Consider the following 24,391-nt stretch of genomic DNA (forward strand, 5'->3'; position numbering starts at 1 on the left):
GTACGGTCCGGGACCCGCCTACAGCGGCGGCCCCGCGATCACCGCCACCGGCTGGAGCAGCGGCGTGCCCGAACCGTCGCGGCGCGGGTCCGGCTCCGGCAGCTTCGCCGGGGTGCCGTTCTGCTGGGCGGCGCGGGCCGGGGTGGCGCCCGCCCAGGCGAAGACCAGGACGTCCTCACCCTTCAGGAACCGCTGGCAGCGCACTCCGCCGGTCGCCCGGCCCTTGCGCGGATACTGGTCGAACGGGGTGAGCTTCGACGTCAGCACCGAGTCGTCCAGCGTCCCGTGCGAACCGGCCACCGTGAACACGATCGCGTCCGCCGCCGGGTCCACCGCCGTGAACGACAGCACCTCGGCCCCCGCCCCCAGCTTGACGCCCGCCATGCCCCCGGCGGCCCGCCCCTGCGGACGCACCGACGCCGCCGGGTAGCGCAGCAGCTGGGCGTCGGAGGTGATGAAGACCAGGTCCTCCTCGCCCGTACGCAGCTCGGTCGCGCCCACGACGCGGTCACCGTCCTTGAGGGTGATGACCTCCAGCTCGTCCTTGTTGGCCGGATAGTCCGGCACGACCCGCTTCACCACACCCTGGAGCGTCCCGATCGCCAGCCCGGGCGAGCCCTCGTCCAGCGTCGTGAGGCAGATCAGCTCCTCGTCCGCCTCCAGGCTGAGGAACTCCGAAACCATCGCCCCGCCCGAGAGGTTGGGCTCGGCGTGCGTGTCCGGCAGCTGCGGCAGGTCGATCACCGCGAGCCGCAGCAGCCGACCGGTGGAGGTCACCGCCCCCACATCGCCGCGCGCCGTCGCCGCGACCGCCGAGAGGATCACATCGTGCTTGGTCCGCCGGGCGTCCTCGGAGATCTCCACCGGCTCCGCGCTGGCCGTACGGGCCAGCAGCCCCGTCGAGGAGAGCAGCACCCGGCACGGGTCGTCGGCGACCTCCAGCGGCACGGAGGCGATCTGCGAACCCGCCGACTCCAGCAGCACCGTACGCCGGTCCGTGCCGAACTTCTTCGCCACCGCGGCCAGCTCCGTGGAGACCAGCTTCCGCAGCTCCGCGTCCGACTCCAGGATCGCGGTCAGCGCCTCGATCTCGCCGTTGAGCTTGTCGCGCTCGCTCTCCAACTCGATCCGGTCGAAGCGGGTGAGCCGGCGCAGCGGGGTGTCCAGGATGTACTGCGTCTGGATCTCGCTCAGCGAGAAGTGCGCCATCAGGCGCTCCTTCGCCTGCGCCGAGTTGTCGCTGTCCCGGATGATCCGGATGACCTCGTCGATGTCGAGGAGGGCGACGATCAGCCCCTCGACCAGGTGCAATCGGTCGCGGCGCTTGGTGCGGCGGAACTCGCTGCGCCGGCGCACCACCTCGAAGCGGTGGTCGAGATAGACCTCCAGCAGCTCCTTGAGGCCGAGCGTGAGCGGCTGCCCGTCGACCAGTGCCACGTTGTTGATGCCGAAGGACTCCTCCATCGGCGTCAGCTTGTAGAGCTGCTCCAGCACCGCCTCGGGCACGAAGCCGTTCTTCACCTCGATGACCAGCCGCAGGCCGTGCGCCCGGTCGGTGAGGTCCTTGACGTCGGCGATGCCCTGGAGCTTCTTCGCCGAGACCAGGTCCTTGATCTTGGCGATCACCTTTTCCGGGCCGACGGTGAAGGGCAGTTCGGTGACGACGAGGCCCTTGCGGCGCGCCGTCACGTCCTCCACGGCGACGGTGGCGCGGATCTTGAACGTGCCGCGGCCTCCCGTGTACGCGTCCTTGATGCCGTTGAGGCCGACGATGCGGCCGCCGGTGGGCAGGTCGGGGCCGGGGACGAAACGCATCAGCGTCTCGACGTCGGCGCCCGGGTGCTTGATGAGGTGGCGGGCGGCGGCGATGACCTCGCCCAGGTTGTGCGGGGGCATGTTGGTCGCCATGCCGACCGCGATCCCCGAGACCCCGTTGACCAGGAGGTTGGGGTAGGCCGCCGGGAGGACGACCGGCTCGCGCTCCTGGCCGTCGTAGTTCGACTGGAAATCGACGGTGTCCTCGTCGATCGCCTCGGTCATCAGCGACGTGGCGTCGGCCATCCGGCACTCGGTGTACCGCATGGCGGCCGGCGGGTCGTCGTTGCCGAGGGAACCGAAGTTGCCGTGGCCGTCGACCAGGGGCAGCCGCATCGAGAAGGGCTGCGCCATCCGCACCAGCGCGTCGTAGATCGACGCGTCACCGTGGGGGTGCAGCTTGCCCATGACCTCGCCGACGACGCGCGCGCACTTCACATAGCCGCGGTCGGGGCGCAGTCCCATCTCGTTCATCTGGGACACGATCCGCCGGTGCACCGGCTTCATGCCGTCGCGGGCGTCGGGCAGGGCCCTGGAGTAGATCACCGAGTACGCGTACTCGAGGAAGGAGCCCTGCATTTCGTCGACGACGTCGATGTCGAGGATCTTCTCCTCGAAGTCGTCCGGCGGCGGGGTCTTCGTGCTACGGCGGGCCATCGCGGCTGCGACTCCTTCTCGGATTCAGGGATTCTGATCGGACAACCAGGGGTACTGATGCGGACCATTGTGGACCGCCGCACTGACAACGCGGACCTCGACCCGTCCGAAGCGGGTCCGGGGCGGCGCGGCCCGCGACACCATCGACGGAAACTTCCGTGGACGGGAACTTCGCCAGGTGCCGGTGCGCTTGCTTAGAGTGGCAGGTCTGGCAGGAAGTCCAGTATCGCGATCGAAGGGACGTACATGCCCATGGGTCACACGGCCACCGCACAGGCCGGCTCCGGCGGCTTGACAGCGACCGAGCACCGCCTGGCCAACGGCCTGCGTGTGGTGCTCTCCGAGGACCATCTGACCCCGGTCGCCGCGGTCTGCCTCTGGTACGACGTCGGTTCACGCCACGAGGTCAAGGGACGCACCGGTCTGGCTCACCTCTTCGAGCACCTGATGTTCCAGGGCTCCGGACAGGTCAAGGGGAACGGTCACTTCGAGCTCGTCCAGGGGGCCGGTGGCTCGCTCAACGGGACGACCAGCTTCGAGCGGACCAACTACTTCGAGACCATGCCCACCCATCAGGTGGAGCTGGCTCTCTGGCTGGAAGCCGACCGTATGGGCTCCCTTCTCGCCGCCCTCGACGAGGAGTCCATGGAGAACCAGCGCGACGTCGTCAAGAACGAACGGCGCCAGCGCTACGACAACGTGCCCTACGGCACCGCGTTCGAGAAGCTCACCGCCCTCGCCTACCCCGAGGGCCACCCGTACCACCACACCCCGATCGGCTCCATGGCCGACCTGGACGCGGCCACGCTGGAGGACGCCCGCGCGTTCTTCCGTACGTACTACGCGCCCAACAACGCGGTGCTCTCCATCGTCGGGGACATCGACCCCGAGCAGACCCTCGCCTGGGTCGAGAAGTATTTCGGCTCCATCCCCTCCCACGACGGCAAGCAGCCGCCGCGCGACGGCACCCTGCCCGAGATCATCGGCGAGCAGCTGCGCGAAGTGGTCCACGAGGAGGTCCCGGCGCGTGCGCTGATGGCCGCCTACCGCCTGCCGCACGACGGCACGCGCGCCTGTGACGCGGCCGACCTGGCGCTCACCGTGCTCGGCGGCGGTGAATCCTCCCGGCTGCACAACCGCCTGGTCCGCCGCGACCGTACGGCGGTGGCGGCGGGCTTCGGGCTGCTGCGGCTCGCCGGGGCGCCCTCGCTGGGCTGGCTGGACGTGAAGACCTCCGGCGGTGTCGAGGTGGAGACGATCGAGGCCGCCGTCGACGAGGAGCTGGCCCGGTTCGCCGAGGAAGGCCCCACGCCGGAGGAGATGGAGCGGGCCCAGGCGCAGTTGGAGCGCGAGTGGCTGGACCGGCTGGGGACGGTCGCGGGCCGCGCGGACGAACTGTGCCGCTACGCGGTCCTGTTCGGTGACCCGCAGCTCGCCCTGAGCGCCGTGGGACGCGTCCTGGACATCACCGCCGAGGAGGTGCGCGCGGCGGCCCGGGCGGCCCTGCGCCCCGACAACCGGGCGGTGCTGGTCTACGAGCCCATCGAGCCGGCCGAGGATGCCCAAGAGGCCACCGACGCGCCCGAGGGGGCGGACAAGTGAGCGACGCCGCCGTGACTGGAGTAGCCATGCAGTACCACCCGCAGCCGACCCCGGGCACCGCCCGGCCGTGGGCCTTCCCCGCGCCCGAGCGCGGCGCCCTGCCCAACGGGCTGACCGTGCTGCGCTGCCACCGCCCCGGCCAGCAGGTCGTGGCCGTGGAGATCTTCCTGGACGCGCCGCTGGACGCCGAGCCCGAGGGTCTGGACGGCGTGGCCACGATCATGTCGCGCGCGCTCTCCGAGGGCACCGACAAGCACACCGCCGAGGAGTTCGCCGCCGAGCTGGAGCGGTGCGGCGCCACTCTGGACGCGCACGCCGACCACCCCGGCGTCCGGGTCTCCCTGGAGGTCCCGGCCTCCCGGCTGGGCAAGGCGCTCGGCCTGGTCGCCGAGGCCCTGCGCGCCCCGGCCTTCGCCGAGAGCGAGATCGAGCGGCTCGTCGGCAACCGCCTCGACGAGATCCCGCACGAGCAGGCCAACCCGTCCCGGCGCGCCGCCAAGCAGCTCTCCAAGGAGCTCTTCCCGGCCACCGCCCGGATGTCCCGCCCGCGGCTCGGCACCGAGGAGACCGTGCGGCGGATCGACGCCGCCGCCGTACGCGCCTTCTTCGACGCCCACGTCCGCCCGGCCACCGCGACGGCGGTCATCGTCGGCGACCTGACCGGCATCGACCTGGACGCCCTGCTCGCCGACACCCTCGGCGACTGGTCGGGCAACACGGCCCAGGCCCGCCCGGTCCCGCCGATCACCGCCGACGACACCGGCCGCGTGGTCATCGTGGACCGCCCCGGCGCGGTCCAGACCCAGCTGCTGATCGGCCGCATCGGCGCCGACCGGCACGAGCGCGTGTGGCCGGCCCAGGTCCTCGGCAGCTACTGCCTGGGCGGCACGCTCACCTCCCGTCTCGACCGGGTGCTGCGCGAGGAGAAGGGCTACACCTACGGCGTCCGCGCCTTCGCCCAGGTCCTGCGCTCCACCGGCCCCGACTCGGGCGGCGCGGCGATGCTCGCGATCAGCGGCTCGGTGGACACCGAGTCCACCGGACCGGCGCTGGAGGACCTCTGGAAGGTCCTGCGGACGCTGGCGGCCGAGGGGCTGACCGACGCCGAGCGTGAGACGGCCGTGCAGAACCTGGTGGGCGTCGCCCCGCTGAAGTTCGAGACGGCCGCCTCGGTCGCCAGCACCCTGGCCGACCAGGTGGAGCAGCACCTCCCCGACGACTACCAGGCCCAGCTGTACGCCCGCCTCGCCGAGACGGGCACCGTGGAGGCGACCGCGGCCGTGGTCAACGCCTTCCCGGTGGACCGGCTGGTCACGGTCCTCGTGGGCGACGCGGCACAGATCGCGGAGCCGGTGAAGGCGCTCGGCATCGGAGAGGTGACCGTCGTCAGCGGCTGACGCCGCGTCGGCACACACCAGCACTGAGAGGACCCCGGCGGAGCGTCAGCCGCTGGGGTCCTCCTTTTTGTCCGTTAAGGGCTTTTCATGCCTCTTATTGGTTTCGGCTGCTCTATGTCCTGTGGGATGCGCGACAAATCCCCCTGCCCGTTTGGTGATGGGAAGTCGCCTTGTCTAGCGTCGGCCCGGCTGTCCGTCACCCGTATGCCGCACCCGCGGCGCCGGGCAGCCATCGCCGAGTCCCCGTCAGGCGCGAGCCTGGGGAGCCGGGGACCCACGCAGTCCCTGGGGTGAATCGGATCCCCGTGCCGTGACCCGGCACGGAGCTCCGTAGGAGACCTTCCTGCTCCGAACCCGTCAGCTAACCCGGTAGGCGAGAAGGAAGGAAAGGATCAGCCCCTCCATGGCGTTCACCCGTGCCACCGGGAAGCACCGTGCCCCGAGCCGCCTGACGCGCCGCAGCGCCCAGGTCGCCGGCGTCGCGGCCCTGGCCACCACCGGCGTCCTCGGCTCCCTGGCCTCCCCGGCAGCCGCAGCCGACTCCGAGGCCCCCAAGGCCGCCGAGACCGGACTCACCCAGGCCATCGCCCTCGACGCCACACTCGCCGAGCAGATCGACGCCCAGGCCCAGGCGCAGCACCAGCAGGCCCAGGCCGTCGCCGAGGCGAAGGCCAAGGCGGCCGCGGAAGCCAAGGCCAAGGCGGCGAAGGCCAAGGCGAAGGCGGAGGCCCGGCGCAAGGCCGAGGCCCGCGCCCAGGAGGTCCGCGAGGAGAAGGCCCGGGCCGCCCGCGCCGCCGAGCGCGCCCGCCTCAACGCCTTCCACCTCCCGGTCGCCGGCTCGTACGTCACCACCGGCTACAAGTCCGGCGGCGCCCTCTGGTCCTCCGGCAGCCACTCCGGCGTGGACTTCCGCGCCGCCTCCGGCAGCTCCGTCGTCGCGGTCGGCGCCGGTACGGTCGTCGAGGCCGGCTGGGGCGGCGCGTACGGCAACAACATCGTGCTCCGGATGACGGACGGCACGTACACCCAGTACGGCCACCTCTCCTCGATCGGCGTCTCCGTCGGCCAGAGCGTCACCTCCGGCCAGCAGATCGGCGTCTCCGGCTCCACCGGCAACTCCACCGGCCCGCACCTCCACTTCGAGGCCCGGACCACCCCGGAGTACGGCTCGGACATGGACCCGGTCGCCTACCTGCGCTCGCACGGCGTGAACGTCTGACCTCACCGCGCGCGACCCCTGACCGACGAAGGCCCCGGTTTCCCACCGGGGCCTTCGGCATGCGCCGGGAAAGCCTCGTACGGCGCCCCGCCACTCCCCGCCCCTGGCCAGAAGATATCCATCAATTCCGGCCTGCCATCGGAAATTCCGGCAGATTGCAATAGAGTCACGGAACAGGCGTCGGCCGGCCGCGTTTCGCGGGGATTAAGGCGGAGGTTCGGACATGCGCATTCCCGCGCATTCGGTATGCACGGCGATCCGTGACGACATCGTCTCCGGTGTCTACGAGCGCGGCAGCCGCCTCACCGAGGAGCTGCTGGCACGGCGGTACGGCGTCTCCCGCGTCCCGGTGCGCGAGGCGCTGCGCACCCTGGAGTCCGAGGGCTTCGTCGTCACCCGCAGGCACGCCGGGGCCTGTGTCGCCGAGCCCACCGAGCAGGAGGCCGCCGACCTGCTGGAGGTGCGGATGCTCCTGGAGCCGCTCGGCGCCGCCCGGGCCGCCCAGCGCCGTACGGAGGCCCACCTCAAGGTGCTCCGCGGGCTGGTCAGGCTGGGCCAGGAGCGGGCCCGGCGGGGCGAGGGGGAGGATCTGCGGTCGCTGGGCGGCTGGTTCCACGAGACCCTGGCCCAGGCCTCCGGCAGCCCCGGCCTCATCGCCCTGCTCACCCAGCTCAGACACAAGGTCGCCTGGATGTACGCCGTGGAGCAGCCGGCCCGCCCGGTCGACTCCTGGGCCGAGCACGGGGCCATCGTGGACGCGGTGGCGCGCGGCGACGCGGAACGGGCCAGGGCGCTCACCGCCCAGCATGCGGAACGGGCCGCCGGGGCGCACCGGCTGCGCCGCCCGGACCGCCCCGGTCGGCGCGCGGCGCCGCCGCCCCGGGTGAGTTCTTCGCAACACGGCGTAAACATCGCGGGTGTCCGCCATTAACAAGGACGCCGTATACAAAGAGAAGTAATTGCCGAGGGCTTTATTCGTGCTGCCCGAATTAAGTGGTCATCGGCCGTGCGGGTAAGTGGTGGCCGATCGGCGTATCGGCATCGTGAATAACGAAAGAGCCGTGGCCCCCCTCAGGGGAACCACGGCTCGAAGTCCGTCGCCGTTGAACGGCCCCGGGGATCGTCAGACGGTCTCGGGAAGCTCTTCCAGACCCTCGGCGACCAGCTTCGCCAGACGGTCCAGGGCGGCCTCGGCGCCGTCCGCGTCGGACGCGAGCACGATCTCCTCGCCACCCTGCGCGCCCAGACCCAGCACCGCGAGCATGGAGGCGGCGTTGACCGGGTTGCCGTCGGCCTTGGCGATCGTCACGGGGACGCCGGAAGCCGTGGCGGCACGGACGAAGATGGAAGCGGGGCGGGCGTGCAGGCCCTCGGCCCAACCGACGTTTACGCGGCGCTCAGCCATGGTTCTGCCCTTCACATATCAACGGTTGTCTAGACCAGTCTCTCATGCGGTGCGTACTGCCGTGCCCGGCCTCCCCTCCGACGAGCTCCTGTCCCGGCCGTCCTCAGACTGCCCCGGTACCGATCCCTCCGCGACCGGGATGTCAGCCGTAGGCTTTGTCCATGGAGCCCGAGCCGGAGCTGAGCCCGCATCACGCGTACCCCGACCACTGGGAAGCGGACGTGGTGCTCCGCGACGGTGGCACCGCGCGCATCAGGCCGATCACCACGGACGATGCCGAGCGGCTGGTCAGCTTCTACGAGCAGGTCTCCGACGAGTCGAAGTATTACCGGTTCTTCGCCCCGTACCCCCGCCTCTCCGACCGGGACGTGCACCGCTTCACCCATCACGACTACGTCGACCGGGTGGGGCTGGCCGTCACGATCGGCGGTGAGTTCATCGGCACCGTCCGCTTCGACCGCATCAACGGACAGGGCAGGCCCGCCTCCGCCCCCGCCGACGAGGCCGAGGTCGCCTTCCTCGTCCAGGACGCCCACCAGGGCCGTGGAGTCGCCTCGGCGCTGCTCGAACACATCGCCGCCGTCGCCCGCGAGCGGGGTATCCGGCGCTTCGCCGCCGAGGTGCTGCCCGCCAACAACAAGATGATCAAGGTGTTCCGGGACGCCGGCTACACCCAGCGGCGCAGCTTCGAGGACGGCTCCGTCCACCTCACCCTCGACCTCGAACCCACCGAGAAGTCCCTCGCCGTCCAGCGCGGCCGTGAGCAGCGCGCCGAGGCCCGCTCGGTCCAGCGCCTCCTCGCCCCCGGCTCCGTCGCGGTGATCGGTACCGGCCGCACACCCGGGGGAGTGGGCCGCACGGTCCTGCGCAACCTCCTCGCCGCAGGCTTCACCGGCCGCACCTACGCCGTGAACCGCGCCTTCGACGAGGGGCCGGCCACCCTCGACGGCGTCCCCGCCCACCGCTCGCTCGGCGAGATCGACGAGCGGGTCGACCTCGCCGTCATCGCGGTCCCCGCCCACCGGGTCCCCGAAGCCGTCGCCGACTGCGGCGAACACGGCGTCCAGGGCCTCGTCGTCCTCTCCGCCGGTTACGCCGAGCGGGGCTCGGCCGGCCGCGAGCTCCAGCGCGAACTGGTCCGCCAGGCCCGCTCGTACGGCATGCGGATCATCGGCCCCAACGCCTTCGGCATCATCAACACCGCCGAGTCCGTCCGGCTCAACGCCTCCCTCGCCCCCGAGTCGCCCGCCCGTGGCCGGATCGGCCTGTTCACCCAGTCCGGCGCGATCGGCATCGCCCTCCTCTCCGGACTCCACCGGCGCGGCGCGGGGCTCTCCTCGTTCATCTCTGCGGGCAACCGGGCCGATGTCTCCGGCAACGACTTCCTCCAGTACTCGTTCGAGGACCCGGACACCGACGTCGCCCTCCTCTACCTCGAATCACTCGGCAACCCCCGCAAGTTCACCCGCCTCGCCCGCCGCACCGCCGCCCTGAAGCCCGTCGTCGTGGTGAAGGGCGCCCGGCACAGCGGCACCAACCCGCCCGGCCACGCCGTCCCCGTCAGCCGCATCCCCGACGCCACCGTCTCCGCCCTGATGCGGCAGGCGGGCGTGATCCGGGTCGACACGGTGACCGAGATGGTGGACGCCGGGCTGCTCCTGGCCGGGCAGCCGCTCCCGGCCGGACCCCGGGTCGCGATCCTCGGCAACTCCGAGTCCCTCGGCCTCCTCACGTACGACGCCTGCCTCGCCGAGGGGCTCCGCCCGCGCCCGCCGATCGACCTCACCACGGCCGCCTCCCCACAGGACTTCAAGGACGCGCTGGCCGAGGCGCTCGCCGACGGGAGCTGCGACGCCGTGGTCGTCACCGCCATCCCGTGGGTGGGGGAGAACGGCGAGGCCGAGACCGGTGACGGCGAGGTGCTGGCCGCCGCCCTGCACGGCGCCGCGGCCGGAAGCCCCGCCAAGCCCGTCGCCGTCGTCCATGTGGAGATCGGCGGCCTCGCGGAGGCCCTGGCCGCCGCGAGCAGCACGGCCGCACCCCGCACCCGGCCCACGACGCTCGCCGCCCAGCCCTCCGGCGCGTCCGGAGCGCCCACCCCCACGGAGACCGCGCCCCAGGGAGCCGGAGAGGCCGAAGGAGGCGAGCCGCCGGTCCGCCCCGGCCGCATCCCCGCCTATCCCGCCGCCGAGCGGGCCGTACGGGCGATGTCCGAAGCGGTGAAGTACGCCCAGTGGCGGCGCCAGGCCGCCACGCCCGGCAAGGTGCCCGAGTTCCTGGACGAGACCACCGACGAGCCCGGCGCCGCCGCCCTGATCGACACCCTGCTCGGCCCCACCCCGACCCGCGCGGCCGCACCCTCGCCCACGACGAGGCCCGCGAGCTGCTCGGCCGCTACGGCATCCCGGTACGCCCCACGCTCCCCGCCCCGGACCCCGGGGCAGCCGTCGCCGCGGCCGCCCGCCTCGGTTACCCGGTGGCGCTGAAGACCACCGCACCCCACCTGCGCCACCGCGCCGACCTCGGCGGCGTACGGCTGGACCTCGCGGACGAGGACGCGCTGCGCCGGGCGTACGGAGAGTTCACCGAGCTCCTCGGCAAACCCGCCGAACTCCTCCCGGTCGTCCAGTCCATGGCCCCGCGCGGTGTGGACACGGTCGTACGGGCCTCCATCGACGCAGCCGCCGGGGCCGTCCTCTCCTTCGGTCTGGCGGGCGCCCCCTCCGAGCTGCTCGGCGACACCGGGCACCGGCTGGTCCCGGTCACCGACCGCGACGCCGCCGAGCTGATCCGGTCGATCAAGGCGGCCCCGGTCCTCTTCGGCTGGCGCGGCTCGGCCCCGGTCGACACCCCGGCGCTGGAGGAGCTGCTGCTGCGGCTCTCCCGGCTGGTCGACGACCACCCCGAAGTGGTCTCCGTGGCGCTGGAACCGGTCGTCGTGGCCCCCCACGGCCTCACCGTCCTCGGCGCGAGCGTCCGGCTGGCCCCGCCGCCCCCGCGCGGCGACCTGGGCCCGCGCCGCCTCCCGAACTACTGACAGGTCCCAGGCAGCCACCGGCCCCCCGTAGGATGGTGCACATGGCAAAGACCGGTACGACGACCCAGGGGCTGCGCGCGGCGATCGAGCGCAGCGGCTACTACCCGGCCCTCGTGGCCGAGGCGGTCGAGGCCGCCGTCGGCGGGGAGCCGGTCGCCTCGTACCTGGTCCATCAGGAGACCACGTTCGACTCCAACGAGGTCCGCCGCCATGCCACGGTCCTCGTGCTGACCGAGCACCGGTTCATCGTCAGCCACACCGACGAGCAGGCCGCCGACACCAGCTCCCCGACGCCGTACGCCACCACCTCCACGGAGTCGGTCAAGCTGGACCGGATCTCCTCCGTCGTGGTCAGCCGCGTGGTGGCCAACCCGGAGAAGTACGTCGCGGGCACGCTGCCCCGCGAGGTCGTCCTCACCATCGGCTGGGGCGCGGTCTCCCGGATCGACCTGGAGCCCGCCGCCTGCGGTGACGCCAACTGCGAGGCCGACCACGGCTACACGGGCAGCTCCACCGCCGACGACCTGAGCCTGCGCGTCAGCGAGGCCGGCGACGGCCCCGACGCCGTCCGCCAGACCCTCGCCTTCGCCCAGTCGCTCTCCGAGGCCACGGCCGCCACCGCGGCGACCGGCCGGTGATGGTCCAGCCCGCCTGGCCGGACCCGGTCCCGCTCGCTCTCGACACCGCCCCCGTCCCCGCGTACGGCAGCGGCTCGCTCGCCGACCTGCTGCCGACGCTCGCGGCCGGGCAGGGGGTGGCGGGCCTCACCGCCACCATCTCCGAACTGACGCCCGCCGACCGCAACTGCGTCTTCCTGATCGACGGCCTCGGCTGGGAGCAGATCAGCTCCCACCCGGACGAGGCGCCCTTCCTGCACTCCCTGCTGCCCACCTCGCGCGGCAACACCGGGCAGCCGATCACCGCGGGCTTCCCCTCCACCACCGCGACCTCGCTCGCCTCGGTCGGTACGGGGCTGCCGCCCGGCGAGCACGGTCTGCCCGGCTACACCGTGCGCAACCCGGAGACCGGCGCGCTGATGAACCAGCTCCGCTGGAAGCCGTTCACCGCGCCGAAGGTCTGGCAGCCCTACCCCACGGTCTTCCGGCTCGCCGACGCGGCGGGCGTGCACACCGCGCAGGTCTCCTCCCCGGACTTCGAGCAGACCCCGCTCACCAAGGTCGCGCTCAGCGGCGGATCCTTCCTCGGCCGGCTCTCCGGCGAGGACCGGATGGACGTCGCCGCCCAGCGCCTCGCCGCCGGTGACCGCTCGCTCGTCTACACGTACTACAGCGAGGTCGACGGCAAGGGCCACCGCTTCGGCGTCGACTCCGACGCCTGGCGCGGCCAGTTGATGTACGTCGACGGGCTCGCCCAGCGCCTCGCCGAGCAGCTGCCGCCGCGCTCCGCGCTCTACATCACCGCCGACCACGGCATGATCGACATCCCGTTCGACGAGCAGTCCCGGATCGACTTCGACGAGGACTGGGAGCTGCGCGCGGGCGTCGCCCTGCTCGGCGGCGAGGGCCGCGCCCGCCATGTCTACGCGGTGCCCGGGGCCCAGGGCGACGTCCTGGCCGTCTGGCGCGAGGTGCTCGGCGAGCAGTTCTGGGTGGCGAGCAGGGACGAGGCGATCGCGGCGGGCTGGTTCGGGCCCGTCATCGACGAGCGAGTGTACGGCCGGATCGGCGATGTGGTCGCCGCCGCCCACGACGACGTCGTCATCACGGCGTCCGTCAACGAGCCGCACGAGTCGGCGATGGTCGGCATGCACGGCTCCCTGACCCCCGTCGAACAGCTCGTCCCGCTGCTCGAAGTACGCTCGTAACCGCGTTTCCCCCTCCGCTGTTCTGAAAGGTGCTCGTCCCCTCATGCCCGAGCTGGTGTTCTTCTCCGGAACCATGGACTGCGGAAAGAGCACGCTGGCCCTGCAGATCGGTCACAACCGCTCCGCGCGGGGCCTCCAGGGCGTGATCTTCACTCGCGACGACCGGGCGGGCGAGGGCAAGCTCTCCTCCCGGCTCGGCCTGGTGACGGACGCCGTCGAGGCCGACGAGGGCATGGACGTCTACGCGCACATCGTCGACCGGGTCAGCCGCGGTGGCCGGGTCGACTACGTCATCGTGGACGAGGCGCAGTTCCTCGCCCCGGTCCAGATCGACCAGTTGGCCCGGGTCGTCGACGATCTGGGCCTGGACGTCTTCGCGTTCGGCATCACCACGGACTTCCGCACCAAGCTCTTCCCCGGCTCCCAGCGGCTGATCGAACTGGCCGACCGGATAGAGGCGCTCCAGGTCGAGGCGCTCTGCTGGTGCGGCGCCCGCGCCACCCACAACGCCCGTACGGTGGACGGCGAGATGGTCGTCGAGGGCGCCCAGGTCGTCGTCGGCGATGTCAACCGGCAGGCGGGCGAGGTCGGTTACGAGGTGCTGTGCCGCCGCCACCACCGCCGTCGGCTCACCGCGGAGACGGCCCGCGCCGGCACGCTCTCCCCGGACGTGCTCCCGGTCGCCGCCGAGAGCTAGCCGCCCCGAAGGGACTCCAGCCCTCGGACGACCGTACGAGAGCCGGCGGTTCAGCCCTTGGACGACTGTACGATCGTGAAGGCGGCGCCCTCCGGATCGGCCACCGTCGCCAGCCGGCCGCCGGCCCCCTCACGCGGCGGCTGGAGGACGTGCCCGCCCAGCTCCACCACCCGCGCCGCGGACTCGTCCACGTCGGCGACCTCGAAGTACGTCATCCAGTGCGGCCCCCGGTCGCGCGGCAGCGACTGGCCGGCCCCGTGCAGGGCGGCCACCGGGACGCCCGCCAGGTGCAGGGTCTGGTAGTCGAAGTCGGCGGAGACCACCGCCTCGGTCTCGTAACCGAAGACCGTCTGGTAGAACTTCGCGACCATCGAGGTCTCCCGCGTCACCAGCTCGTTCCAGACGGGGGTGCCGGGGACGCCCGCCTTCATCGTGCCGATGTGCTCCGAGCCCTGCCAGACGCCGAAGACCGCCCCGCCCGGGTCCGATGCGATGGCGAGCCGCCCCGCCTCACCCGCGTCGATCGGCCCGACCGCGACCGTGCCGCCGCAGGAGCGGATCGCCTCGGCCGTCAGGTCCGCGTCGTCCGTCGCCAGGTAGGTGGTCCAGGCGATCGGGAGGTGCCGGTCGGGCGGCAGCTGACCGATGCCCGCGACCTCCTTGCCGTCGAGGAGTCCGCGGACATAGGGGCCCAGCTGGTCGGGGCCCGGCCGGAACTCCCAGCCGAACAGGGCTCCGTAGAACTCCTGGGTCGCGCTCAGGCCGTGCACGATCAGACTCACCCAGCAAGGTGTTCCGGGCGTGCGCCGGGCAGCAGCCTCGGTCATCGTCTTGTCTCTCCTCGGACCGTTGTGGTGGCCGTACGGGGGGAACGGGGCGGTACGGCCGTCCCGGGTCAGGACGCGGTCCGCACACCCCGTGCAGATGCTCGCACCACCCGGCACCGGCACGGCCCCGGCCGCGCCGCGTTCTCCGGGTTCTCGGCGGGCGAAGACCGCTTTGGTGCGGTAGGTCCGCCCGTGCGCTGGTACGGGCGCCACGGCCTCTGCGCGAGGATGGCACCCATGAAGCCCATCATCACCGCAACCGCATACGCGAGCGAGTCGGCGGGACCGCGACCCCCGGTGCTCCTGGACGTCCGCTGGCAGCTGGGTGGTCCGCACGGCCGCCCCGACTACGAGGCCGGCCATCTGCCCGGCGCCGTCTTCGTCGACCTCGATACGGAACTGGCCGGACCGGCGGGCAGCGGCGGCCGCCACCCCCTCCCGGACCCGGAGGCCTTCGGCGCCGTGATGCGCCGCGCCGGGGTCGGCCAGGACACCCCGGTCGTGGTCTACGACGGCGGACAGGGCTGGGCCGCCGCACGCGCCTGGTGGCTGCTGCGCTGGACGGGTCACCCCGACGTACGGGTCCTGGACGGCGGCCTCGCCGCGTGGACCGGCGACCTCACCACCGAGATCCCGCGCCCGGCCGAGGGTGATTTCCGGCCGAAGCCCGGCGCCCTGCCCACCCTGGACGCGGACGCGGCCGCCGCGCTCGCCCGGACGGGGCTGCTCCTGGACGCACGGGCGGCCGAGCGCTACCGGGGCGATGTCGAGCCGATCGACCGCGTCGGCGGCCACATCCCCGGTGCCGTCTCCGCCCCGACCACGGCGAACGTCACCGAGGACGGCCGCTACCTTCCGGCCGGACAGCTCGCCGAGCGGTTCACCGCGCTCGGGGCGGGGAAGAGCGGCGGGGCCGTCGGCGTCTACTGCGGATCGGGGGTCTCCGGCGCCCATGAGGTGCTCGCCCTGGAGATCGCCGGCATCCCCGCCGCGCTCTACCCCGGCTCCTGGTCCGAGTGGTCCGCCGACCCCGCCCGCCCGGTCGCCACCGGCCCCGAGCCGGCCTGATAAGCGCGACGACGGAGAGGGGCCCGTACGCCATGGCGTACGGGCCCCTCTCCTGCCGACCGGCACTCCCGGTCAGTCCTGCTTCTTGCGGCGGGTGCCGAAGACGATCTCGTCCCAGCTCGGCACGGCCGCCCGGCGGCCCGGCCGGACCCCGTCCGCCTCCGCCTGACGGTCCGTCGTCCCGGTCAGCCGGTCGCGGTGACCGGCCACCGCCCGGGGCATCAGCACATCCGCGTACGCCGCACCGGCACCGGCCGAAGCGGCGGCCGCGGGCGGCTCGTCCGCCTCGGTCTCCTCCTCGGCGGCCGGTTCGAGCGCGGGTGGCTCGGGCTGCGTGGGCCGCTCCGGCACGACCATGTCGCCCCGGAAGCTCGGCACCGCCTCCAGCAGGCTGGTCAGCGAGTCCCGCTCACCGGCCGAGGCGCTGCTCACGTACTCCTCCGGCTCGGCGACCGGTGCGGGCCGTTCGATCTGCCGGTCGAGAGCGCGGTCCAGCGGCCGGTCGCGCGGCAGCCGGGCGATCCGGGGCACGAACGGGAAGCTCGGCTCGGGCGCCGCGCCGTCGCTCTCGCCGATCAGCGAGCGTGCCTCGTCGTCGACGGCCTGGACGAGCCGTCTGGGCGGGTCGTACGTCCAGCTCGCCGAGTGCGGTTCACCCGCGACCCGGTAGACGAGCAGGACCTCCCAGGTGCCGTCGTCACGGCGCCAGGAGTCCCACTGGACGGTTTCCTTGTCGGCGCCGCGCAGCAGGAGCCGCTCCTGCACCGCCTCGCCGAGCTGGGGGCCGGTGTTCTCGCCGGGACGGCGCACGGGAGTCTTCCGGGCCCGCTCGGCCATGAAGGCGCGCTCCGCGAGCACGGGGCCCTCGAAGCGGCGTACACGGTCGACCGGGATGCCGGCGAACTGGGCGACCTCCTCCGCGGAGGCACCGGCCCGTATGCGGGCCTGGATGTCGCGGGGGCGGAGGTGGCTCTCCACCTCGATCTCGATCTGGCCGAGCCGGGCGCGGTCGTTGCGCACGGCGGCGCGCAGCCGCTCGTCGATCGGAAGCGTGTATTCCGTGCTGTCCGCAGCCTTGAGCACCAGTCGTGTGCCGTCGTTGGAGACGGCCACGACACGCAGTTCGGGCATGGGGACCTCCCGGGTGGTGCCTGCCGACGTCACGTGCGTCGCTGCTTCCGCTAGTCGAGTGTGACCTGCCCGGGTGCAGCCTGCCACAACCTTGCCATGTTGCCCGGCGTGTCGGGCGCTCGTCCTGGAACGCCGCCATGACACGGTTGCCTCTTGCGCCCCAAAGTGACCGATTTGGCCGCTCTGTTCAGCAAGCACCCGTGCAATCGCTTGGCGCTGCCGGTTCGAGTGCCGCTGCCGGCCCCTCTCCCGTAGCTGCGGATCCCCATGTGGGAGTCCGCCCCAGGGCTCGTACGGTACTCCATTCGGGCCACTTGGGTGGACCGGCGCGCCGCCGAACTTCTCGGGTGGCACGGGAGTTGGCCTACCCGGTTCTCCGCGAAATGCCCCTGATGCGTGTTGTGCTTCACACAATCGCCGGAAACGGAACTATCCACTTCGCTCATTTGTCCCTTCCTGTTGCATGGTGGGAGAGATGTCAAGCAGGGGCTGGTAATGGTTCAGAAGCCGGAAAGTGACATAGAACCCAAGGAAAGGCGCATCGATCTGAGTCTGCCGCAGGTCGCCGGGAGCGCGGTGGCCGCGGTCGCGGCAGCCGTGGCGGCTTCGCAGCTGGGGGTCTACGGCACCATCGCCGGGGCGGGCGTGATGAGCGTCGTCGCCACCTGCGGGGGCTCCGTCTTCCAGCACTTCTTCCGCCGCACCGGCGAGCAGATCCGCGAGGTGACGGTCCAGGTGACCCACCCGGAGGGCCGCCAGGTGACGGTGCACACGAAGGAGACGACCCCCTCGGCGCACAGAGCCGCCGAGCGGCGTCCGCAACCGGAGCCTGCGGCGGCCGCGACGGACGACGCCACCACGGTGCTGCCCACGGTCGACCCGGGCGGGGTGCCGGAGGTGGTCCCGGAGGGGGCCTCCGACGCGGTCCCGGACGCGGAGAGCACGCAGTTGCTGCGGCCGGTCGCCGACCCGGAGCGCACCCAACTGCTGCGGCCCGACCCGGACCGTACGCAGATGCTCCCGCAGTTCGGAGACCGTACGCAGGTCCTGTCTCAGGCGGCGGAAGCACCGGCCGCGACCGACGACGCGTTCACCGAGGGCACCACCCACGGCACCCGGCTGCGCGGCTGGAAGCGCCCCGCGCTCGCGGCCGCCGCGGTCTTCGCCGTCTCCATGGCCGGGATCACCGTCTTCGAGATGATCTCGGGCAACGACCTGAGCGGCGGCAAGGGCACCACCCTCAGCTCCGTCGTACGCGGCGGCGGCGACCGCGACCCCGGCCCGGCCGATCCCACGCCCTCCGGCGACACCGGCCAGGACGGGGGAGGGGACGAGCAGCAGAAGACGCCGGGCAGCGGCACCGGATCCGCCCCCGCCACCGACCCGGGCGGCGACGGCAGCGGTACGAGCCCCGACCCCGGTACGGGAACGGGCGGCGACAACCCGGGCACCGGGACCACCACCCCCACGCCGGCCCCGTCCACCTCCGGCGACGGGCAGACCACGCCCGCCCCGACGCCGACCCCCTCCACCCCCGGCGGCGGGACCGGCGCACCGGATCCGACGACCGCCCCGGGCAACGGCGGCGCCGCGGGCCAGGGCGAGCAGGCCCCGCCCGCCGACGGCACCACCGAGTGACCGCCGTACCGCGGAAGCGCGTCGGCCCCCTTGCGACGGAAGACGCGAGGGGGCCGACGCCTTGCCAGGGGCTCAGTCGCCGAGGACGCGCCGCAGGTAGTCGTTGCCGAACATCCGGTCCGGGTCGAGTCGGTCGCGTACGGCGGTGAACTCGCCGAACCGCGGGTAGACCTCCGCCAGATAGGCCGCGTCCCGGGTGTGGATCTTGCCCCAGTGCGGGCGGCCGGAGTGCGCGGTCATGATCCGCTCCACCGCGGTGAAGTACGAGCGGTGCGGCGTCCCCTTGTAGAGGTGCACGGCGATGTACGCGCTGTCCCGGCCGGAAGCGGTCGAGAGGGCCATGTCGTCGGCGGGCGCGGTGCGCACCTCGACCGGGAAGCTGACCTTCAGCGGTGAGCGCTCCACCATCGCCTTCAGCTCCCGCAGCGCCGCCACGGCCCGCTCGCGCGGAACGGCGTACTCCATCTCCACGAACTTCACCCGGCGCGGGCTGGTGAACACCTTGTACGGGATGTCGGTGTAGGTCCGGGCCGAGAGCGCGCGGCTGGAGAGCTTGGCGATGGAGGGGATGGTCGCCGGGACCGCCCGCCCGAGGGAACAGGCCACCTGGAAGACCCCGTTGGAGAGCAGCTCGTCGTCGATCCAGCTGCTCACCCGGCCGGGCGGGGCGGCCGGACCCGCGCTGCGGTTGTTGCGCTTGGTGTTGCAGTTGCCGGTGTGTGGGAACCAGTAGAACTCGAAGTGCTCGTTCTCGGCGACCAGCTGGTCGAAGTCGCCCGTGACCCGGTCGAAGGTCATCGGCTCCTCACGGGCGGTCAGCAGGAAGACCGGCTCCACGGCGAGGGTGACCGCGGTGATCACCCCGAGGGCGCCGAGGCCGACCCGGGCGGCGGCGAACACCTCCGGGTTCTCCTGCTCCGAGCAGACCAGCACGGTGCCGTCGGCGGTGACCAGCTCCAGGGCGCGGATCTGGGCGGATATCGACGCCGAGTCGCGGCCGGTGCCGTGCGTCCCGGTGGAGGTCGCCCCGGCGATCGTCTGCTCCATGATGTCGCCCATGTTCGTGAGCGAGAGCCCCTCACGGGCGAGCGCGGTGTTGAGGCGCTTGAGCGGAGTGCCCGCCTCCACCGTGACGGTCATCGCCTTGCGGTCGATGTCCCGGATGCCGGTGAGCAGGTCCGGGCGTATCAGCACGCCGTCGGTGGCGGCGGTGGCCGTGAAGGAGTGGCCGGTGCCGACGGGCTTCACCGTGAGGCCGTCCGCGTGCGCCCGGCGGAGTACGTCGACGAGCTCGTCCACGGACGCGGGGGACTCGGTCCTGGCGGGCCGGGCGGTGACGGTCCCCGCCCAGTTACGCCACGCGTTCGTCGTCGTCCGTGCGTAGGTGTCGGTCATCTTCCCCGCGCCCTCCCGTAGGAGCCGGCTTGGCCAGCCGGCGATACCCCAGGACCGCCACCGCCGCCGCGAGCGCTCCCGCCACGGCGGGCACCGCGTACCCCGCCTTCGCTCCGGCGGCGTCGACCACCCAGCCGGCGGCCGAGGAGCCGAGCGCCACTCCGACCGCGAGCCCGGTACTGGTCCAGGTCATGCCCTCGGTCAGCTTGGTGCGCGGTACGTGCGCTTCGACGAGGGCCATGGTGGTGACCATCGTCGGTGCGATGGCGAGGCCCGCGACAAAGAGCGCCACGGCCAGCAACGTGAGGTTCCCGGCCAGTTGGAGGGGGATCATACTCACGGCCATCGCGCAGACACCCACCAGCCACCTTCTGGCGGGCTTCCCCTTCAGGTGCAGCAGCCCGAAGACGGCTCCCGCCAGGCACGAACCGAGCGCGTAGACGGCCAGCACGAGGGAGGCCGCGGCCTTGCGGCCGCTCTCCTCGGCGAAGGCCACGGTCACCACGTCGACGGCGCCGAAGATCGCGCCCGTCGCCACGAAGGTGATCACCAGGACCTGGAGGCCGGGCGAGCGCAGCGCCGAGCCGCCGGTGTGCTGGGACTTGGGGTGCGGGATCGGCTCGGTGGCGCGCTGGGCGGTCAGCCAGAAGACCCCGACCAGCAGGAAGGCGGCGGCGATCAGCGGACCGGCCTCCGGGAACCAGGCGGTGGAGAGCCCGATCGAGATGATCGGCCCGAAGATGAAGCACACCTCGTCGACGATCGACTCCCAGGAGTACGCCGTGTGCAGCTCTCGGCTGGAACCCCGGTAGATCGCCGCCCAGCGGGCCCGCACCATCGACCCCACGCTCGGCACACAGCCCGCACCCGCCGCGAAGACGAACAGCGTCCAGTCCGGCGCCCCCTGCTGGGCGCAGATCAGCAGCCCCGCCACCGCCGCCACCGAGGCCAGGGTGGTGGGGCGCAGCACCCTGCGCTGCCCGTACCGGTCGACCAGGCGCGAGATCTGCGGGCCGAAGACCGCGGCCGCCATGGCGAGGGTCGCGGTGAGCGCCCCGGCCAGCCCGTAGCGGCCGGTGAGCTGGGAGATCATGGTCACGACGCCGATGCCCATCATGGACAGCGGCATCCGGCCGAAGAAGCCTGCGGCGGAGAACCCCTTGGAGCCGGGGGCGGCGAAGATGGCGCGGTAGGGGCTGGGCAAGGGGGTACTCCGGTCGTGCCTGTCATGCGTGTAGCGGGCTGATACAGCTTACGGCCGGGCGGAGCCGCCGGACACCGGATCCGGGAGTGTCCGGGGGCGCGGAACGGGCGTACGTCCGTCAGGGGTTCCGGCTCTTGCCGACGGGGCGTCGGATGTCGGTTGCCGCGCTGTCGGTGGCGGGTGGCAGGATCGATGCCATGTCCGATCTGCGCGATCCCGCTCCCTACGACGCCCTGCTGCTGCTCTCCTTCGGCGGTCCCGAGGGCCCGGACGACGTGGTCCCGTTCCTCGCGAACGTGACCCGCGGCCGGGGCATCCCCGAGGAACGCCTCAAGGAGGTCGGGCAGCACTACTTCCTCTTCGGTGGGGTCAGCCCGATCAACGCCCAGAACCGCGCGCTGCTGGACGCCCTCCGCAAGGACCTCGCCGACCACGGCCTGGACCTGCCGGTCTACTGGGGCAACCGCAACTGGGCGCCGTACCTGACCGACACCCTGCGCGAGATGACCGCCGACGGGCACCGCCGGATCGCCGTCCTCGCCACCAGCGCGTACGCCTCGTACTCGGGCTGCCGCCAGTACCGCGAGAACCTCGCCGAGTCGCTGGCCGCGCTGGAGGCGGAGGGCCTCGACGTGCCGCGGGTGGACAAGCTGCGCCACTACTTCAACCACCCCGGCTTCGTGGAGCCGATGGTCGACGGGGTGCTCGCCTCGCTGGCCGACCTCCCCGAGGACGTGCGCGCGGGCGCCCACCTCGCCTTCACCACGCACTCCATCCCGACCTCGGCCGCCGACGCCTCGGGGCCCGTGGAGGCGCACGGCGAGGGCGGGGCGTACGTCGCCGAGCACCTGGACGTCGCCCGGCTGATCGTGGCGGCGGTGCGTGAGGCGACCGGCGTCGACCACCCCTGGCAGCTCGTCTACCAGTCCCGCAGCGGCGCCCCGCACATCCCGTGGCTGGAGCCCGACATCTGCGACCACCTGGAGACCCTGCACGGCGAGGGTGTCCCCGCGGTCGTGATGGCGCCGATCGGCTTCGTCTCCGACCACATGGAGGTCCTGTACGACCTCGACACCGAGGCCACCGCGAGCGCCGCCGAGCTGGGGCTGCCGGTCCGCCGGTCCGCGACGGTGGGCGACGACCCGCGCTTCGCCGCCGCCGTACGGGACCTGCTCCTGGAGCGCGCGGCGCATGAGCGGGGGCGTGAGGTGAAGCCCTGCGCGCTGGGATCCCTCGGTCCGTCCCACGACCTCTGCCCGGTCGGCTGCTGCCCGGCCAGGGCCCCCAAGCCCGCGGCGGCGGGCGCCGACAGCCCGTACGCGTAAAGCCGCTGCCGTACGCGCAGAACCCCTGCCCGTACGCGTAAAGCCCTGTTCTCGTCGAGTCCCCTGGGAGCCCCCGTGACCGACCCCGCCCTGTCCGAGCTGCTGGACCTCGCCCTGGAGGCCGCCCGGCGCGCCGGAGCCCTGCTGCGCGACGGCCGCCCCGCCGACCTGGGGGTGGCCGCGACCAAGTCCAGCCCCATCGATGTGGTCACCGAGATGGACATCGCCGCCGAGAAGCTGATCACCGGCTACCTCTCCGACTTCCGCCCCGACGACGGCTTCCTCGGCGAGGAGGGGGCCAGCTCTCCGGGCTCCACCGGCATCCGCTGGGTGATCGACCCGCTGGACGGCACCGTGAACTACCTCTACGGCCTGCCGACCTGGGCGGTCTCCATCGCGGCCGAGCGCGACGGCGAGCGGGTCGTGGGCGTCGTCGAGGCCCCCATGCGCCGGGAGACGTACCAGGCGGTCCTGGGCGGCGGTGCGTACGCGAACGGCACGGCGCTGCGCTGCCGCCCCGCGCCGCCGCTGGACCAGGCCCTCGTCTCGACCGGCTTCAACTACGTCAGCAAGGTCCGCAGCCACCAGGCGGACGTCGTCCAGCGGCTGATCCCCAGGCTCCGGGACATCCGGCGCAGCGGTTCGGCGGCCGTCGACCTCTGCGATGTGGCGGCGGGGCGGCTGGACGGCTACTACGAGCGCGGGCTGCACCCCTGGGACCTGGCCGCGGGCGACCTGATCGCCCGGGAGGCGGGCGCGCTGACCGGCGGCCGCCCCGGGCTGCCGGCCGACGGCGACCTCGCGGTGGCCGCGCCCCCCGGCGTCTTCGAGCCGCTGCAGGCCGCCCTCGACGAGCTGGGTGCCTGGCACGACTGACGCCGAAGGCCCTGGTGGGAGCTGTGGGGCCGCAGGACACAGCAGAGGGCCCCGGATGCCGGTGAGGCATCCGGGGCCCTCTGTCCTACGGCTCAGACGCTTGTGGCGCCGATTTCCACGCCGTGCTCGGCCGCGAGGCGGTGCAGGTCGTCCAGCTCGCCCTGCTCGACATCCGCCAGGAAGTCGTCTCCGTCCTCGCGAGCCCGCGTGAGGTCGGACTCGGTGCTCTTGATGCGTTGCAGCAGACCTGCGGTGAAAGCGTCCATGATGCGCCCCCTCATCGTGGGTCGGTGGCACGGGGGTGTGCCCGGGATTCCTCCGGCGGGGAGCCGGAGGGGCGGGTGATCTCGCCGCTTCTCCGGGGTGGACGGAGAGGGGCCGTGGAATGCCACGGGCCGGGCGTGATCGCGGGTGTGAACCCCTCATCCCCATGCGCAGTCTCAGAGAAACCTCAACTGACCGGTAATTCCGCCGCCTTCCCGGGGCCCGGTCACCCAGAGCGCCGTCTTACCGCCGGTTTATACGCGTTGCGGGCAGGATGGACGCACACAGTCGGCCTCCCCTGGGGGCCGTTCGCTGTGTGAACCCGTAGATGGACCTAGGGAAGGACTGCGCTGTGCGCGTACTCGTCGTCGAGGACGAGCAGCTGCTCGCCGATGCGGTGGCCACCGGACTGCGCCGGGAGGCCATGGCCGTCGACGTCGTCTACGACGGTGCCGCGGCGCTGGAGCGCATCGGGGTCAACGACTACGACGTCGTCGTGCTGGACCGGGACCTCCCGCTGGTGCACGGCGACGACGTCTGCCGCAAGATCGTGGAGCTCGGCATGCCTACCCGGGTGCTCATGCTCACCGCCTCCGGCGACGTCAGCGACCGCGTCGAGGGCCTGGAGCTGGGCGCCGACGACTACCTCCCCAAACCCTTCGCCTTCAGCGAGCTGACCGCCCGGGTCCGGGCGCTGGGCCGCCGTACGACGGTGGCGCTGCCGCCCGTCCTGGAACGGGCCGGCATCAAACTCGACCCGAACCGCCGTGAGGTCTTCCGGGACGAGGTGGAGATCCAGCTCGCCCCGAAGGAGTTCGCGGTGCTGGAGGTCCTCATGCGCAGCGAGGGCGCCGTCGTCTCGGCCGAACAGCTCCTGGAGAAGGCCTGGGACGAGAACACCGACCCCTTCACCAACGTGGTGCGGGTCACGGTCATGACGCTCCGCCGCAAGCTCGGCGAACCGCCCGTCATCGTCACCGTGCCGGGCTCCGGATACCGGATCTGAGGA

General features: G+C 72.5%; 19 protein-coding genes, 1 pseudogene and 1 riboswitch. Of the genes and pseudogenes, 13 read left to right on the forward strand and 7 right to left on the reverse strand.

All coding sequences use genetic code 11. From position 1 onward, the window contains the following. Positions 1–18: 18 nt before the first annotated feature. The gene (locus D6270_RS26195) at positions 19–2,472 is read right to left on the reverse strand and encodes a DNA gyrase/topoisomerase IV subunit A (RefSeq protein ID WP_109163216.1); all 2,454 of its coding nucleotides are present in this window, start codon (positions 2,470–2,472) and stop codon (positions 19–21) included. 246 nt (positions 2,473–2,718) lie between these two features. Here D6270_RS26195 and D6270_RS26200 point away from each other — a divergent pair, with 246 nt between their 5' ends. The 4 genes from D6270_RS26200 to D6270_RS26215 all read left to right on the forward strand — a co-directional run bounded on the left by D6270_RS26200 (position 2,719) and on the right by D6270_RS26215 (position 7,621). Beyond that, entirely contained in the window at positions 2,719–4,074 is a 1,356-nt protein-coding gene (locus D6270_RS26200; RefSeq protein WP_109163215.1) for a M16 family metallopeptidase, read from the forward strand. 26 nt (positions 4,075–4,100) lie between these two features. Then, entirely contained in the window at positions 4,101–5,471 is a 1,371-nt protein-coding gene (locus tag D6270_RS26205) for a M16 family metallopeptidase (RefSeq protein WP_109163214.1), read from the forward strand. 223 nt (positions 5,472–5,694) lie between these two features. Further along, positions 5,695–5,861, forward strand: a riboswitch (cyclic di-AMP (ydaO/yuaA leader). 13 nt (positions 5,862–5,874) lie between these two features. Continuing rightward, positions 5,875–6,690, forward strand: a complete 816-nt coding sequence (locus D6270_RS26210; protein WP_109163213.1) for a M23 family metallopeptidase — start codon at positions 5,875–5,877, stop codon at positions 6,688–6,690. Between the two features lie 223 nt (positions 6,691–6,913). After that, positions 6,914–7,621 (forward strand): GntR family transcriptional regulator, encoded by a 708-nt coding sequence (locus D6270_RS26215; protein WP_109163212.1) that lies wholly within the window; start codon positions 6,914–6,916, stop codon positions 7,619–7,621. A gap of 192 nt (positions 7,622–7,813) precedes the next feature. Here D6270_RS26215 and D6270_RS26220 read toward each other — a convergent pair whose 3' ends face one another. Beyond that, positions 7,814–8,095: an HPr family phosphocarrier protein gene (locus tag D6270_RS26220; RefSeq protein WP_030118648.1), complete on the reverse strand. Its 282-nt coding sequence runs from the start codon at positions 8,093–8,095 to the stop codon at positions 7,814–7,816. 161 nt (positions 8,096–8,256) lie between these two features. Here D6270_RS26220 and D6270_RS26225 point away from each other — a divergent pair. From D6270_RS26225 to D6270_RS26240, 4 genes and pseudogenes are all read left to right on the forward strand, one after another. After that, positions 8,257–11,132: pseudogene (locus tag D6270_RS26225) on the forward strand (GNAT family N-acetyltransferase). A 41-nt stretch (positions 11,133–11,173) separates the two neighbouring features. After that, positions 11,174–11,770 (forward strand): DUF5998 family protein, encoded by a 597-nt coding sequence (locus D6270_RS26230; RefSeq protein WP_109163210.1) that lies wholly within the window; start codon positions 11,174–11,176, stop codon positions 11,768–11,770. After that, a complete protein-coding gene (locus D6270_RS26235; protein WP_109163209.1) occupies positions 11,770–12,957 on the forward strand; it encodes an alkaline phosphatase family protein in 1,188 nt (395 codons plus the stop codon). The genes D6270_RS26230 and D6270_RS26235 overlap by 1 nt, the downstream gene beginning before the upstream one ends. 43 nt (positions 12,958–13,000) lie before the next feature. After that, positions 13,001–13,654, forward strand: coding sequence for a thymidine kinase (locus D6270_RS26240; RefSeq protein ID WP_093692290.1), 654 nt, complete (start codon positions 13,001–13,003; stop codon positions 13,652–13,654). Between the two features lie 50 nt (positions 13,655–13,704). Here D6270_RS26240 and D6270_RS26245 read toward each other — a convergent pair whose 3' ends face one another. Continuing rightward, positions 13,705–14,481, reverse strand: coding sequence for a VOC family protein (locus tag D6270_RS26245; protein ID WP_109163208.1), 777 nt, complete (start codon positions 14,479–14,481; stop codon positions 13,705–13,707). Between the two features lie 237 nt (positions 14,482–14,718). Here D6270_RS26245 and D6270_RS26250 point away from each other — a divergent pair, with 237 nt between their 5' ends. Further along, complete coding sequence (locus D6270_RS26250; RefSeq protein WP_109163207.1) at positions 14,719–15,549, forward strand: sulfurtransferase; 831 nt, start codon at positions 14,719–14,721, stop codon at positions 15,547–15,549. 72 nt (positions 15,550–15,621) lie between these two features. Here D6270_RS26250 and sepH read toward each other — a convergent pair whose 3' ends face one another. Continuing rightward, positions 15,622–16,680, reverse strand: coding sequence for a septation protein SepH (sepH, locus tag D6270_RS26255; RefSeq protein ID WP_109167267.1), 1,059 nt, complete (start codon positions 16,678–16,680; stop codon positions 15,622–15,624). 495 nt (positions 16,681–17,175) lie between these two features. Between sepH and D6270_RS26260 the strand changes: the two genes are divergently transcribed. After that, on the forward strand, positions 17,176–18,318 hold the full coding sequence (locus tag D6270_RS26260) for a hypothetical protein (RefSeq protein WP_109163206.1): 1,143 nt from the start codon (positions 17,176–17,178) through the stop codon (positions 18,316–18,318). A gap of 72 nt (positions 18,319–18,390) precedes the next feature. Here D6270_RS26260 and D6270_RS26265 read toward each other — a convergent pair whose 3' ends face one another. Then, positions 18,391–19,713, reverse strand: coding sequence for a D-arabinono-1,4-lactone oxidase (locus D6270_RS26265; RefSeq protein ID WP_109163205.1), 1,323 nt, complete (start codon positions 19,711–19,713; stop codon positions 18,391–18,393). Then, a complete protein-coding gene (locus tag D6270_RS26270; RefSeq protein WP_109163204.1) occupies positions 19,670–20,917 on the reverse strand; it encodes an MFS transporter in 1,248 nt (415 codons plus the stop codon). Before D6270_RS26270 ends, D6270_RS26265 begins: the two co-directional genes overlap by 44 nt. 197 nt (positions 20,918–21,114) lie before the next feature. Here D6270_RS26270 and D6270_RS26275 point away from each other — a divergent pair, with 197 nt between their 5' ends. Both D6270_RS26275 and D6270_RS26280 read left to right on the forward strand, forming a co-directional pair. Continuing rightward, positions 21,115–22,242, forward strand: coding sequence for a ferrochelatase (locus D6270_RS26275; protein WP_109163203.1), 1,128 nt, complete (start codon positions 21,115–21,117; stop codon positions 22,240–22,242). Between the two features lie 75 nt (positions 22,243–22,317). Next, positions 22,318–23,118: an inositol monophosphatase family protein gene (locus D6270_RS26280; RefSeq protein WP_109163202.1), complete on the forward strand. Its 801-nt coding sequence runs from the start codon at positions 22,318–22,320 to the stop codon at positions 23,116–23,118. A 92-nt stretch (positions 23,119–23,210) separates the two neighbouring features. Here D6270_RS26280 and D6270_RS33360 read toward each other — a convergent pair whose 3' ends face one another. After that, positions 23,211–23,384 (reverse strand): hypothetical protein, encoded by a 174-nt coding sequence (locus tag D6270_RS33360; RefSeq protein WP_015611953.1) that lies wholly within the window; start codon positions 23,382–23,384, stop codon positions 23,211–23,213. A 350-nt stretch (positions 23,385–23,734) separates the two neighbouring features. Here D6270_RS33360 and D6270_RS26290 point away from each other — a divergent pair, with 350 nt between their 5' ends. Continuing rightward, the gene (locus tag D6270_RS26290) at positions 23,735–24,388 is read left to right on the forward strand and encodes a response regulator transcription factor (RefSeq protein ID WP_018516262.1); all 654 of its coding nucleotides are present in this window, start codon (positions 23,735–23,737) and stop codon (positions 24,386–24,388) included. The last annotated feature ends 3 nt before the right edge of the window (positions 24,389–24,391 follow it).

The organism is Streptomyces griseus subsp. griseus, from assembly GCF_003610995.1.
GTDB lineage: Bacteria > Actinomycetota > Actinomycetes > Streptomycetales > Streptomycetaceae > Streptomyces.